The organism is Bacterioplanes sanyensis, assembly GCF_014652515.1.
Taxonomy (GTDB): domain Bacteria; phylum Pseudomonadota; class Gammaproteobacteria; order Pseudomonadales; family Oceanobacteraceae; genus Bacterioplanes; species Bacterioplanes sanyensis.
Genome location: NZ_BMYY01000004.1, coordinates 197,394 through 210,432, shown reverse-complemented (window position 1 = coordinate 210,432; position 13,039 = coordinate 197,394). Strand labels below are relative to the sequence as shown.

Here is a 13,039-nt window from a genome sequence, read left to right as displayed (position 1 = left end):
ACGGTTGCCGCGTTATACCGTCTACCTGCATTGATCTCAAGCGAGGAGTTATGGAAATCGATTTTGCTTCACTCAGTCCTAATCAGCGTTATCACTGGTTAACTCAAACCGTGATTCCGCGCCCGATAGCTTGGATTTTGACTCGTCATAGTAATGGTGAGCTGAACTTGGCACCGTTTTCTTTTTTTGCCCCCGTCTGTTCCGAGCCGCCGACATTAATGGTGTCGATTGGTCACAAGGCTGACGGCAGCGTGAAAGACAGCTGTGCCAATTTGCGTCATGGCAAAGCCGTTGTTCACATTGCCAGTCGCTCACAACTGCTGCCACTCAACCAAAGCGCCGCCAGCTTACCCGCAGGAGAAAGCGAGTTGCAGCAACCTGAGCTAGCCGATTTACCATTGGTGGATTGGCCGGGTGCCGACTTGCCGCGTGTTGCCACTGCGCCGGTGGCGTTTTTATGTCATTGGCAACAGCAACTGAGCCTAGGAGCGGCGCAGCAGAACATTGTTTTTTTGCAGATAGAGCGGGTGTTTTGTCGTGATGAGTTAGTGACGGAAAAAGATGGGCGCCACTACGTGGATGCAGCACAGCTAGACCCGCTGGCTCGTTTGGGAGGCAGTGGCTATGCCGCGCTGGGAGAGCTGATGGCTAAACCTAGGCCTTAATAGGCTTCTGAAAATAGGCGCCAGTCTAACTGGCGCCCAGCAGTTACAGCCAGATCCATTTAAAAATGGAGAAGAATATAATCGCCAGTAAGGCGCCAGCAGGCAGCGTCACCAGCCAAGAGATGAAAATCGAGCCGATCTTGCGGTGATTCAAGGCGCCTGCCCCCATGGCTAAGCCGACCCCCAGCACTGCACCGACCAATACCTGAGTCGTTGATACCGGCAAGCCCGTGCCCGAGGCAACGACCACTGTGGTGGCCGACGCCAGCGTAGCAGCAAAACCACGACTGGGCGTTAGCTCGGTAATACCAGTGCCTACGGTGGCGATAACGCGATGGCCAAAGGTCATTAAGCCAATCACAATGCCGACCGCACCCACCAATAAGATCCACACCGGCACAACCGACTTGGCGACGACTTCTCCGCCATTAGAAACCACAGTATAAATGGCGGCGACTGGGCCAATAGCATTGGCTACATCGTTGGAGCCGTGGGCAAAGGCCATGGCGCAAGCGGTAAACACCATCAAAATAGCGAAGACTTTCTCGACGTTGGCAAAATGTGCTGCCTCCGACACTTCTGGATCGGCATGTACCCGGCGTACAAAAAATGCACCAATAGCCATGATAATCAGACCCAATACAAAGGAATAACCCAATGCTTGAGTAAAGGTGATATCAAGTCCAAGGTGCTTGAGCCCCTTGGTCAAGGTCACCATGGCGATCACAAAGCCCACTAGGAAGATATAAAACGGCACCAGGCGCTTGGATTGTGCAAATGGGTTGTCACTGTCGTGAATCCAGTGTTGAACCGATTTGTACAATACAAACGCAATACTACCGGCTACCAGGGGCGATACCACCCAACTGGCGGCAATGTTGCCGACCTTGCCCCATTTGACCGCTTCCATAGAGATGCCCACGGCAGCGAACCCAACAATGGCACCGACAATAGAGTGGGTGGTGGACACGGGCCAGCCACGGATTGAGGCGATCATCAGCCAAGTGCCAGCCGCCAATAATGACGACAGCATGCCAAATACTAATAAGTCAGGATTGGCACTGACCACGTCGGCATCAATAATGCCTTTGCGAATCGTTGCCGTTACCTCACCACCGGCTAAAAATGCACCGGCAAATTCAAATACAATCGCAATTAACACTGCTTGCTTAATGGTGATTGCTTTGGAGCCTACGGATGTACCCATGGCATTGGCGACGTCATTCGCACCAATACCCCAAGCCATGAAAGCGCCAAAAATGCAGGCCAGGATGACAAATAATGTGCCCTGGTCAGCGATTAATTCCATCGTCTGTGTCCTCGGATTTGAAGCGCGCGCATTCTAACTCAGCGAACCGTGAGTTCATAGCCGCCTGATAGCAGGTTTGTGGCTGCCACAACTGGCGGCAGCCACGACGCGATTATTCCTTATGAAACAGGCGTTAGTGGAATCAGTTGCTGGTCACGACGAACACCGTAGCGGCGCATCTGCCACAGCCCCAACGCCAATAGACAGCTACAGCCCAAAACCCAGCCAAACGCAGTGAGCGGATGCAGGCTCAACTGTGACAGTTGGTAGCAAATGACGGCGCTGCAGTAGGCCAGCGCCGTGCTCCAGCCAGCGACGAATAACATCCAGCGCATGCCGGCTTCGCGCACCATGGCACCCAATGTGGCAACGCACGGCGTATAGAGTAAAACGAAGACCAAATAAGCAAATGCTGCTGCCGAGCTGCCGAAGGCTGTGGCCATGCTATTAAAGGTATCGGCTTGCACACCTTGCTCTGCTTGTTGGTCGGCGCCAACAATGGATAAACCCAACGGATCGAGCCAACCGTCCAGAGCGGCGCTGAGGTTTTCCGGAATGGTAGCGACCGCCTCTTGTAGGCCGGCGACTAAATCGAACTGGTGGTGCTCGGAGTTGGCAGGTGAATACAAGGCATCCAAGGTGCCTACAACGGTTTCTTTAGCGAACAGCCCAGTCACAATGCCGACCGTGGCCTGCCAGTTATCTTTAGCGACGCCCATTGGTGCAAAAACCGGTGTGACTACGCGTGCCAGAGCAGATAAAGCAGAATCGTCGCGGTTTTGGTTGCCAAATGAGCCGTCAGTGCCGATCGAGTTAATAAAGCTAAGCAGTACCACTACCATGACGATGGTTTTGCCAGCGCGGGTGCAAAATGCCTTTAGCTTTTGCCAAGTTTTCCAAAGCACACCTTTTAACGTGGGCACGTGATAGGCCGGCATTTCCATCACAAACGGAGTTAGGTCGCTGCGGAACAAGGTTTTCTTCAGCGCCAGGCCAGTCAAAATGGCCATAGCAATGCCGAGCACATACAGCGCAAACACCACGCTGGCGCCATGTTGATGAAAGAACACCGCCGCAAACATGGCGTAAACCGATAAACGCGCGCCGCATGACATAAAGGGCGCCATGGCAATGGTTAATAGCCGATCTTTGTGGGTATCCAATGAGCGAGCCGCCATAACGGCCGGCACGTTACAGCCAAAACCAACGATGAGCGGCACAAAAGATTTCCCAGGCAAACCAACGCTGCGCATTAGCCGGTCCATCACAAACGCAGCCCTAGCCATGTAGCCAGAATCTTCAATAAAGGACAGCACCAAATACAGGCCGGCAATGACGGGTACAAAAGTCGCGACTAATTGAATGCCGCCGCCAATGCCATCGGCCAATATCGTGGTCAGCCATGCAGGGGACGAGAGGCTATCCAGCAACCAGCGGCTGCCATCAACAAAGATCGTCGCTGCAGCAATATCAAAGAAATCGATAAACGCCCCACCAATATTAATGGCGAAGGTAAACATGAAATACATGACCAAGAAAAAAATCGGGATGCCGAGCCAGCGATTTAGCACCCAGTGATCAATTTTTTCTGTCAAACTGGCGGCGTGCATTTCACTGTGGCTGACATTGGCCACGATATCCGCTAGCCGGGTATAGCGCTGGCTGGCGATACGAGCGTCGATGGACTGCTGCTGTTGCAATGATTGCTGCAACTGTTGGGCACAGTGAGTAACCGCAGCGGGTGCCTGCTCAGGTTGATGGAGCCATTGGACTGCGTGAAACCGCGACGCACTGATGCCAGATGATGGTTGGCACAGCTGCATAATGGCTGCCTCTAACTGAGGATCGTCAAATGTTACCGGGCGCGTCGGACAGGGCTGGCCAAGCTGCTGATCAATGTGTTGTCGCAGCGCTTCGGTGCCTTTACCGCTTGCTGCCACCATCGGGATAACAGGGACGCCCAGCTGCTTTGCCAAAGCATCGCAATCAATGCGTTTGCCGTGGCGGGCAGCCACATCCACCATATTAACCACACATATCAGTGGTACCTGCATATCGAGCAGTTGCGCTGTTAAATACAAATGCCGCTGCAAATTATTGGCATCGACAATATTAATGATGAGATCGGCTTCGCCATTAAGAAGAAACTGCCGTGCAATGTGCTCGTCGGCGGGTGTTTCGTCATCGCTGCTGTCCAGAGAATAAGTGCCGGGCAAATCAATCAAGGTGCACTTTTGCTGTTGGCCCTGAAGCTGGCCACTTTTGCGCTCAACCGTCACCCCTGGCCAGTTGCCGACTACTTGTCGGGCGCCAGTCAGGGTATTAAATAATGTGGATTTGCCACAGTTGGGATTGCCGATTAGGCCAATGACTGCCTCTGGCATATATACCTCGATATGTTGTGAGCGGTCGTGGGTAAAGCGGAGCGGTTTAAGCGTCCAGCAGGCGTACTTGGATTAACCTAGCTTCCTGTTGGCGCAGACTGATCGAACCGCCATTGAGTTGAAATTGCAGTGGATCGCCCAACGGGGCTGTACGGCACAGGGCAATCTCAGCGCCTGGAACTAACCCCAGCGCCAATAATTTGCGTTGAAAAGCTGAGGTGCCAGCTTGAATATCACTGATGCGAGCGCGTTCGCCGATATTGAGGTGTGCCAAGGTAGTCATACGATCAGGCTCTGCCGGAAAGAATGGGAATAATAATCTTTACCAATTCTGTCAGCAAGTGTCAGGTTGTGGATGGCTTGTTCCAAATCAATAACCAGTCAATAGGGAACGTTGGTGCTTATCCTGCAAATACTCTTCCTGCATAGACAAGGGCTGGGGCTAACGGGTTGGTGGGCCATACATAGCACCAAGAAGTGGTCGGCACTTTGCTGGCTAGAGGAGGCACAATGGCGTTGTAATAAGAAGCCGTCGTGGTGTTTAGAAGCCGGCAACGGATTGTTCACAAGTTTGATATGCTTAAACGGGTGTAGATTCGTCAGTATGCATTGAATAATGTTCATCTTTGCCCGATACTTTGACGGCCTTGGTTAGCGCCTGCTAACCATTCGTTTAAACGATAAGTACACGGTCAAATAAGCATCAGCCCGTGGCTTGGCATATGGGTATTGCAGTAATCAGTCACTTAATTAGGCAGTGTGGCTGAGTAATGGGCAATATCGGTATGTCGTTTAGATCATTTCATGAATAGTACTACTTGAGGTAAACAGTGAGCGTATTCTCCGAAGATATCGATAAGAAAATTCAGCTGCATAAGCAAAAGATTGAAGAACTGGAAGCACTGAAGATAGAGCAGGAAAAGAAGCTCGAGGGTATTAAGGAGTTCGATACTATCGTCAGGCGGTTGTGCAACCAAAACGGCTTGTCCGAACATGAACTGTTTGTTGCCCGTGCTGCTGAAATTGAAAAATGGATCATCAGCATGGCGAGTCAGGAAGCACCGTCATCGATTTACACCAACTTGCAAAAGCACTTTGAAAAAGTTGCGAATAAAAAAGGCAACAGCAAACCAAGTACATTGCCAAAGCCTAAATTAGCGGTGGGTACGTACAAAAATCCAGCGACACAAGAGAAAGTTGAGAAAATTAAGCGTAACCCTAAGTTGCTGGATCAATGGATTGACGAATACGGTTTTGCCACAGTGAAAACTTGGAAGGTTGATTAAACCGTATCGGATGTAAGCAATAAAAAAAGAGGAGCAAAGCTCCTCTTTTTTTATGCCGATGTTTTACGCCAACGCAAACTGCAATTGACGTCGGTCGGCATCCAGTTGATGGACGCGCACACGAACCGTTTGGCCGAGAATAAAGCGCTGATCGTCTTTGTAATGGCTCAGAGTCTTAGTGTCGAACGTCCATTCTTTGCGTTGCTTGCGACGGTCGATCATGCCTTCAACGCCGGTATCGTTAAGACGCACGGTAAAGTTTGAGGCATTCATGTGCACCAACGTTGCTTCAAACGTGGCATCTTCTGGTTGTTGAGCTAACCAGCGCAACTTTAACCAGTGTTCGGTTTGGTTGGCCGCTGAGCGAGCCAGCATTTGCTGTTGTTGGATGTGCTGCAGCACCTCGGCTTCTGGTAACGTGGCTTCCTGCTGCTGGAGCAAGGCGGCAATCAGGCGGTGAACCAGCAGGTCGTTGTACTTGCGCAGGGGTGACGTTGCCGTGGTGTAACGCTGGAAACCCAAGCCGAAGTGCGGCGCGTCTTCGGTGCTGATCAGGCTGCGTTCAAGCTGGCGACTAATAATAGTGCGTAGCGGCAGTTCACCTTCATGCTTGGCGGCGGTTTGCAAGTGCTCGATGTATTGATCCAACTCTTGCAGTTGTGGCTTTTGCGGCAGCGCTAAGTGTTCTTTTAATAAGCTCGTCACTTCGCCTAAGCGCTCGGTACGAATACCGGCGTGGCTGATGTATATCCCTTGCTGCTGGCTGGCCAGCCAATCGGCTACAGCACGGTTGGCTGCGAGCATGCATTCTTCTACTAAGCGGTGCGCTTCATTGCGCTCTACTTGCACAATGTCTCGAATCTGGCCTTCTTCATCAAACAGCAGTTTGTAATCTGGGCGCTCTTCCATCACCAAGCAGTGTTGCTGGCGATATTGGCTTAATGCCTGTGCGCAGGAGCTGAGGTGCAATAAATGGCCATGCAGTTCGGCGCTGATGTCGGCTTCTTCGCCGGCAATCAATTGCGCGACTTGGTTGTAGGTCAGTTTGCCTCGGCTGCGAATGCGACCTCGGAATAAATGGGTGCTGTCAATTTGGCCGCTGTCGGCCAAGCGCAGCTCGATGACCAGCGCCGCGCGCTCTTCGTCTTCGTTCAGTGAGCACAACTGCTCTGACAGCTCCGTTGGCAGCATGGGCAGCATTTGCTGTGGGAAATAAACCGATGTGCCGCGCGCTTGGGCTGCTTGGTCAATGGCGCTGCCGGGAGCTATGACGGCGGCTGGGTCAGCCACTGCGACCCACAGCGTCCAGCCTTGGCTGTGGGCTTCAGCATACAGCGCATCGTCTAGGTCACGGGTGCCTGCAGAATCGATGGTGACAAACGGTAGGTGAGTGAAATCCTCGCGTTGCGCCAGCAGCTCAGTTAGCCCTTGTTCGCTCAGGGCCTGCACTTCGGCGTTGACCGCTTCGCTGAACTCGGCACTAAGACCGAATTTTTGCAGCATATAGCTGTGTTCAATGCCTTTTTCATTAGCAGCACCGATGCGCTGTTCAATCACCGCTTGGGCACGACCCTTGGGAAAGGGGTGCTGGCTCATGCGGGCATAGACTAAGTCGCCATCTGCACAGCCTTGGCGTTTGGCGGGCGGTACAAATATCCAGCGATTCATGCTGCCGTGGTCGGGTTCCACAAAATGGCCCTTGCCACGTACAAGGTAACGGCCAAAGAAGTCATCCAACTCCGTGCTGATGAGTTTTTCAATCACGCCCTGTTGCTTGCCTTCGCTGGTGGTTTCGACGCGAAATTCAATAACATCGCCCGGCAGGACTTTATCCATCTCGTCGGGAGAGAGAAAAAACTGCTGGCCATCGTCGGTGTTTACAAAGCCAAAACGCCCGCTGGTGGCGCGTACGCGGCCCTGAAAGCGAGGCGTGCTATCGTGTATTTCTTGTTTCAGGGACTTCAATTGGGAAAGGGCGTTTTGATCAAGCATCCGCTGGGGAACCGTGAGGAAAAAATGAGGCGCAAGTGTACTGGATCTGCTGCATCGGGGCCAGCGCTGGGCAGGGCGGCCATGACGGTGGTGCGGGTTAACAAAACGACACAATTATTTCGACAGCAGAAATAATAACGGTAACATCTCTGTGCTTGCATAGCGCAGCTTTGACCCATGGTCACCGATTTTTATCACAATAAAGGGGTATTTCATGACGCAACCGACTGGCGTGAGCCGCCGTAGCTTTCTCAAATCCGTTGCCTTAGGCGCAGGTGCGGCCACCGTACCGGCAGCTTTGACCGGCTGCTTTGGTGACGATGATGACGACGATCGCGATTTAACAGTATTTGTATTTGGCCACGGGGTGGCGTCCGGTGATCCGCTGGCGGATGCAGTGATTATCTGGACCCGCGTAACGCCGGACAACGCAGACGGTACCGAAGCCGAAGTGGCTTGGGTGGTGGCGCGCGATGAGGCCATGACCGACGTGGTCGCTTCGGGCAAAGAATACACAGATGCCGAGCGCGACTTTACCGTTAAAGTGGACGTGACTGGTCTGCAACCTGGCACCACTTACTATTACCAGTTTGCTGGCAAAGACAATGCGGCCTCGCCGGTTGGGCGCACTCAAACCCTGCCCGCCGGCAGTGTTGACAGCGTGACCTTGGCGGTGTGCTCATGTGCCAACTATCCCGCTGGTTTCTTTAACGCTTATCGCGCCATGGCAGAGAGTGATGTCGATGTGGTGCTGCACTTGGGCGATTACATTTATGAATACGGCTCGAATGAATATCCCAGCCCAGATGCCCAAGGCCGCCAGCCTGAGCCGGTCAGCGAAATCCTGACGCTAGAGCAGTACCGCGCGCGCTACGCCCAATACCGCAGCGATGTTGACCTGCAAGCCGTCCACGCCAGCAAGCCATTTATTTGCGTTTGGGATGACCACGAACTGGCTAATGATGCCTACAAAAACGGTGCTCAAAACCACAATGATGGTGAGGGCGACTTTTTTGCCCGCCGCAGCGTAGCCCAGCAGGCCTACCATGAGTGGCTGCCGATTCGCACCGGGGCGGATCGCGGCAAAATTTACCGCAGCTTTGATTTTGGCAACCTATTGAGCCTGCACATGGCTGATACACGCATGCTCGCACGCGATAAACCGCTGTCTTACGGCGACTTTATTGACGGTCAGGGCAATATCGACATCAATGGCTTCAGCGCGGCATTGGCAGACACCAGCCGCACCTTGTTGGGGGCTGAGCAACAACAGCACATTGTTGGCAATATGATTGACTCAAGCGCCACTTGGCAGGTGCTGGGTCAGCAGGTATTGATGGGCCGCATTATGATTCCCATTGAGTTGCTGTCAGGTCTGGGTGAAATTCAGGCGATGCTGGAAGCGGGGGTCGATGCCAGCGCCAAGCAGGCCGAAGTGGCACAGCTATTGGCGGAGTTGGCCACCATTAAAGCCACCGACCCAAGCAACCCTCGGGTGACTGCCGTTGCGCCATACAACCTCGATGCTTGGGACGGTTACTTCCCAGCGCGTGAGGAAATTTTACGCCGCGCCCAGTTGTTGGATAAAAACTTGGTGGTGCTGGCGGGGGATACCCACAATGCCTGGGCCAGCGAGTTGTATGTGGCCGACGACAGCGGCAATGTGCAGCGTGATCAGGGCGCTGTGGGGGTTGAGTTTGCTACCTCATCGGTAACCTCACCCGGTTTTGAAACCTACGTTGGTTTTGGCGATAACGCCCAGCTGCAAGCTGGTTTTGAGCAAGCGGTCACCACCTTGGTTGATGACTTGAAGTTCCTCAATGCTAAATCACGCGGCTTTATGCGGGTGGAGTTCACTCACCAACAAGCCAAGTGTGACTGGGTCTTTATCGACACCATCGCCAGTAAAGACTACACAGCGACCACGGCTAAGTCGCTGAAGGTGAAACCAGGCAAAGGTCAGCGCCGTTTGCAGGAGGCATAATCTAGCGAACCTCTGAATCTTTATGGCTCGCTGGCCAATGTAAAAAGCCGAGCACTCGCTCGGCTTTTTTATGCGCCGCTGGCCTGATACAGCCGAACGCTGCGAAACTCTTGCGATTCATCCAAGTCGGGCAAGGTGCACGCAGGCTTTACACCCAAAGGTGCATAGGGCGGAAAGTCGAAGTCTTTGATGCGTGAGTCGGCCACCAAAACTTGGCTGGCGTGTTGGCGAAACAGTTTAAGCAGTGGCAAATTTGCGCGGTCATACAGCACGTCGGCGGCAATCAATAAGTCGATATCGTCAGGCGTGTTGTCGAGTAAGTTTCCATGCAAGCGCCAGTTAGGCTGATGCCATTGGTTGAGGTGCACATTGGCTTGGCAAGCAATCAAGGCTTGTGGGTCGATGTCACAGAAAATTACCTCTTTGGCGCCGGCCATCAGCGCCGCCATGCCGACCACGCCAGAGCCGGCACCAAAATCTAATACCCGTTTGCCCAGCACCCAATGTGGCTGTTGCAGCAGTTGACGCGCCAATACCAAACCACTGGCCCAGCAAAATCCCCAATAGGCAGGAAACGTCTGAATGCGCTCGACCTCGTCGTCAGTAAAGGGGCGTTTGAGCGGCTCGGGGTCGAGTAGCCACAGCTTAAGGCCCTGGCAATCGGGTAGGGTTTGGGCGCTGACACGGGCATCATCGAGCATTGGCTGCAAAAAACGGTTGAGTTCGCCAGCTTGGCTCATGCTTGGCTGGCTCCCAAAGCAAAGCAATCGCCGGGGCGGGCCACTTGATAGCCGGCCTGGCGCAGTTGCTCGCCGTCTTGTTCATTGGCGTAGTGATACAGCACCAGTTGTTGGCGCAGCGTCTCGGGGTACTCACGCGCTAAATCCTCCAAGCCCGTGTGAGATGGGTTGGCGTGCAGCCCACAGTCATGAAACAGGCGCTCGCCACCCTTTAAACAATGCGCCATGACTTCTGGAATGGGCCGAGTGTCGCCGCTGTAAAACAGCGTGCCGGCTAAGTGTAAGGCGTAGCTAGAACCCGGTGCATGGTGACGAGTGGCGTGGATTTGCCATTGGCGCTGCTGCCAGATAAAGCCGTCGGTCACGGGCAGCAGCTGGAACGCCTGCCAAAAGTTATGATCGCCCTCGGCCATGGTGCCCGGATAGGTAGCCAAGCGTTGATGCAAGGTAGTTATGATCGACAAGGGCACAAATAACGGAATGGGCGCAACGCCTGCTAAGCGTGCGCGCACGGTTAATATTTCCAAGTCGGCAATATGATCCATATGGGCGTGGCTAATAAAAAGCGCTGGCGGCAAGCATTGATAGCGCTGCTGAAACGACGCCAGAGTGCCAGGGCCACAGTCAATCAACAGCAGTGGTGTGCCTTGCTGTTCTACGGTGGCCGCAGCGCTGCCAAGGCTTAGGTGTCCGCCACTGCCGCAACCATGAAAAAATAAGTTCAGCCCACTGCTGGAATCCACACGCTGTGAATCTGTCATAATGCGCACCATCTACCAACTTAAAGAGGTGCATTATGTGGCGTCCTAAACTGATGTCCATCCCTACCGCTGATGAAGCCCTGCCTGGCCGCGAAGAGCCGATGGCGGTTCCCGAGCAGCATTTTGTCAATGGCCAATCGCTGACTCAGATGCCAGCCGGCACGCGGCAATTGATCGTGGGCATGGGCTGTTTCTGGGGTGCCGAGCGACGCTTCTGGACCATGGACGGCGTTGAAGTGACGGCCGTCGGTTACGCCGGAGGCACAACCCCCAACCCTACCTATCAGGAAGTCTGCAGTGGGCAGACTGGCCATACCGAGGTCGTGCGTATTTGGTACCGGCCAGAGGTGGTGAGTTTGGAAGCGCTATTGACCGCGTTTTGGGAAAGCCATGATCCGACTCAGGGCATGCGTCAGGGTAATGATGTGGGCACTCAATATCGCTCCGCGTTATACGCTGCCGATGCCAATGATCTGGCGCAGGCGCTGGCCAGCCGCGATCACTACCAGCAGCGCTTAACCGAAGCCGGCCAAGGTGGCATCACCACGGAGATTCGCGAGTTAAATGAGTTTTATTTTGCCGAAGCGGATCACCAGCAGTATTTAGCCAAAAACCCGGGCGGCTATTGCGGCCTGTCGGGCTGTAATGTCAGCTACTGACGGTTATGCTTGTCAGGACAATGACTTAGGACGAGGCAATGCGCGCGGTAGCCGTATTTCAGTTAAAAGGCGGGGTGGGCAAAACCACCAGTGCGGTCAACTTGGCGGCACTGGCCGCCGCTGATGGTATTCCAACGCTGCTATGGGATTTGGACCCGCAAGGCGGGGCGACTTGGGTGTTGGGAGAGCAAGCACAGGGTAAGCAGAATAAATATTGGCGAGGTGAGCAGCCCCTTGGGTCTTTGATTCAAGAGACTCGCTGGCCACACCTGCATTTGATCGCCGCCGATTTGTCGTTGCGAAAATTCCAGCAAAGCCTAGCTGGTAAAACGGCTGCCCGACAGGCCATGACCGATGCATTGAGCCTGCTATCGGAACAATTCGGGCTGGTGTTTATTGATTGTCCGCCCGCGCTCACGCCGCAAATGGAAGGTGTGTTGCGCGCAGTAGATCGCTTGTTAATACCCGTACAGCCATCCGGCATATCCTTGCATGCTTATCAGCAGCTGAGGCAGCAGCTGGAATGGGTGAAATCCAAGCAATGGCTGCCCTTTGTCACCATGCTGGATAAACGCAAGCAAGCTCAAGTGCGCTGGGCTAGAGAGGAGGCATCGCAGTTCCGTGAGTTACTGCCTACCTTTATCACGCAATCGGCCAGCGCCGAGAAAATGCTCGAGTTGCGCCAGCCCATTGTCACGGCTTTGCCGCATGTGCCCTTATCGCGCAGCTACCGCACGCTCTGGCAGCACGTCAAACCACGGCTGAATCTGCGCTAGCACTCTGTGATGAAGACTTTTTAAGCACAGTTTGTTGGCTCGAGCGCCTAGCTGTGGCCGCGGGAAAGGCCAAATACGCGGCCCAAGCCACAGCAGTGGCGTAGCGCAAGTTGAGGGTGAGCTCAGGGTGTGGGTTATTGAGAAACTCGCGTTGGGATGCCAGGCCGCGTATGCGACTGGCCAGCTCCGGATGAAAAGCCAAATATTTGTCCCATAGGCGCACATGCAGCGCGGCATCAATGGGATAAATGCCCGGATGTTTAGCATGGTCGCCATAGCGCTGATGGCGATACGCCAGAGCCACCAGCAGGTTTTCGCTAGCGCAACTGTGACACCCCAGCTGCTGTAGCGTCGGCCTGACGATCAATTCGCGCAACTCATCCAAAGTGAGGTCCATGGTCTGTGCTCTCCTGGCCAGTAGCGACGGACGCCAGTATTAATGGGGGCGGCGCCGCTGACAAGTGGTTGACCCGAATCAGCCCG

Annotated in this window: 12 protein-coding genes; 5 read left to right on the top strand and 7 right to left on the bottom strand. The window is 53.9% G+C overall.

What is annotated here, in order from left to right; genetic code table 11:
• Window positions 1–50 precede the first annotated feature (50 nt).
• Complete coding sequence (locus tag IE090_RS08395; protein ID WP_189387916.1) at window positions 51–665, top strand: flavin reductase family protein; 615 nt, start codon at window positions 51–53, stop codon at window positions 663–665.
• Between the two features lie 43 nt (window positions 666–708).
• Here IE090_RS08395 and IE090_RS08390 read toward each other — a convergent pair whose 3' ends face one another.
• The 3 genes from IE090_RS08390 to IE090_RS08380 all read right to left on the bottom strand — a co-directional run bounded on the left by IE090_RS08390 (window position 709) and on the right by IE090_RS08380 (window position 4,641).
• On the bottom strand, window positions 709–1,974 hold the full coding sequence (locus tag IE090_RS08390; protein WP_189387915.1) for an inorganic phosphate transporter: 1,266 nt from the start codon (window positions 1,972–1,974) through the stop codon (window positions 709–711).
• 119 nt (window positions 1,975–2,093) lie between these two features.
• Window positions 2,094–4,358: a Fe(2+) transporter permease subunit FeoB gene (gene feoB, locus IE090_RS08385; protein ID WP_189387914.1), complete on the bottom strand. Its 2,265-nt coding sequence runs from the start codon at window positions 4,356–4,358 to the stop codon at window positions 2,094–2,096.
• Window positions 4,359–4,404: 46 nt separating this feature from the next.
• A complete protein-coding gene (locus tag IE090_RS08380; protein ID WP_189387913.1) occupies window positions 4,405–4,641 on the bottom strand; it encodes a FeoA family protein in 237 nt (78 codons plus the stop codon).
• A gap of 547 nt (window positions 4,642–5,188) precedes the next feature.
• On the opposite strand from IE090_RS08380, the gene IE090_RS08375 reads away from it, so the two are divergent.
• Window positions 5,189–5,644 (top strand): hypothetical protein, encoded by a 456-nt coding sequence (locus IE090_RS08375; protein ID WP_189387912.1) that lies wholly within the window; start codon window positions 5,189–5,191, stop codon window positions 5,642–5,644.
• A 63-nt stretch (window positions 5,645–5,707) separates the two neighbouring features.
• On the opposite strand, the gene IE090_RS08370 is transcribed toward IE090_RS08375, so the two are convergent.
• On the bottom strand, window positions 5,708–7,609 hold the full coding sequence (locus IE090_RS08370) for a ribonuclease R family protein (RefSeq protein ID WP_189387911.1): 1,902 nt from the start codon (window positions 7,607–7,609) through the stop codon (window positions 5,708–5,710).
• Window positions 7,610–7,850: 241 nt separating this feature from the next.
• Here IE090_RS08370 and IE090_RS08365 point away from each other — a divergent pair, with 241 nt between their 5' ends.
• Window positions 7,851–9,620: an alkaline phosphatase D family protein gene (locus tag IE090_RS08365; RefSeq protein ID WP_189387910.1), complete on the top strand. Its 1,770-nt coding sequence runs from the start codon at window positions 7,851–7,853 to the stop codon at window positions 9,618–9,620.
• Window positions 9,621–9,688: 68 nt separating this feature from the next.
• Here the strand turns inward: IE090_RS08365 and IE090_RS08360 are convergent, their stop codons facing one another.
• Complete coding sequence (locus IE090_RS08360) at window positions 9,689–10,360, bottom strand: class I SAM-dependent methyltransferase (protein ID WP_189387909.1); 672 nt, start codon at window positions 10,358–10,360, stop codon at window positions 9,689–9,691.
• Window positions 10,357–11,121 (bottom strand): MBL fold metallo-hydrolase, encoded by a 765-nt coding sequence (locus IE090_RS08355; protein ID WP_189387908.1) that lies wholly within the window; start codon window positions 11,119–11,121, stop codon window positions 10,357–10,359. The genes IE090_RS08360 and IE090_RS08355 overlap by 4 nt, the downstream gene beginning before the upstream one ends.
• Before the next feature lie 35 nt (window positions 11,122–11,156).
• Here IE090_RS08355 and msrA point away from each other — a divergent pair, with 35 nt between their 5' ends.
• Window positions 11,157–11,780, top strand: coding sequence for a peptide-methionine (S)-S-oxide reductase MsrA (msrA, locus tag IE090_RS08350; RefSeq protein ID WP_189387907.1), 624 nt, complete (start codon window positions 11,157–11,159; stop codon window positions 11,778–11,780).
• A gap of 38 nt (window positions 11,781–11,818) precedes the next feature.
• Window positions 11,819–12,556, top strand: coding sequence for a ParA family protein (locus tag IE090_RS08345; RefSeq protein WP_189387906.1), 738 nt, complete (start codon window positions 11,819–11,821; stop codon window positions 12,554–12,556).
• Here the strand turns inward: IE090_RS08345 and IE090_RS08340 are convergent.
• Window positions 12,531–12,953: a hypothetical protein gene (locus IE090_RS08340; RefSeq protein WP_189387905.1), complete on the bottom strand. Its 423-nt coding sequence runs from the start codon at window positions 12,951–12,953 to the stop codon at window positions 12,531–12,533. The genes IE090_RS08345 and IE090_RS08340 overlap by 26 nt on opposite strands.
• Window positions 12,954–13,039: the final 86 nt, after the last annotated feature.

What these genes read in the sequence shown, in the direction of transcription:
- IE090_RS08395 (WP_189387916.1), top strand. Translation starts at nt 51, where the DNA reads ATGGAAATCGATTTTGCTTCACTCAGTCCTAATCAGCGTTATCACTGG.
- IE090_RS08390 (WP_189387915.1), bottom strand. Translation starts at nt 1,974, where the DNA reads ATGGAATTAATCGCTGACCAGGGCACATTATTTGTCATCCTGGCCTGC.
- feoB (WP_189387914.1), bottom strand. Translation starts at nt 4,358, where the DNA reads ATGCCAGAGGCAGTCATTGGCCTAATCGGCAATCCCAACTGTGGCAAA.
- IE090_RS08380 (WP_189387913.1), bottom strand. Translation starts at nt 4,641, where the DNA reads ATGACTACCTTGGCACACCTCAATATCGGCGAACGCGCTCGCATCAGT.
- IE090_RS08365 (WP_189387910.1), top strand. Translation starts at nt 7,851, where the DNA reads ATGACGCAACCGACTGGCGTGAGCCGCCGTAGCTTTCTCAAATCCGTT.
- IE090_RS08360 (WP_189387909.1), bottom strand. Translation starts at nt 10,360, where the DNA reads ATGAGCCAAGCTGGCGAACTCAACCGTTTTTTGCAGCCAATGCTCGAT.
- IE090_RS08355 (WP_189387908.1), bottom strand. Translation starts at nt 11,121, where the DNA reads ATGACAGATTCACAGCGTGTGGATTCCAGCAGTGGGCTGAACTTATTT.
- msrA (WP_189387907.1), top strand. Translation starts at nt 11,157, where the DNA reads ATGTGGCGTCCTAAACTGATGTCCATCCCTACCGCTGATGAAGCCCTG.
- IE090_RS08345 (WP_189387906.1), top strand. Translation starts at nt 11,819, where the DNA reads ATGCGCGCGGTAGCCGTATTTCAGTTAAAAGGCGGGGTGGGCAAAACC.
- IE090_RS08340 (WP_189387905.1), bottom strand. Translation starts at nt 12,953, where the DNA reads ATGGACCTCACTTTGGATGAGTTGCGCGAATTGATCGTCAGGCCGACG.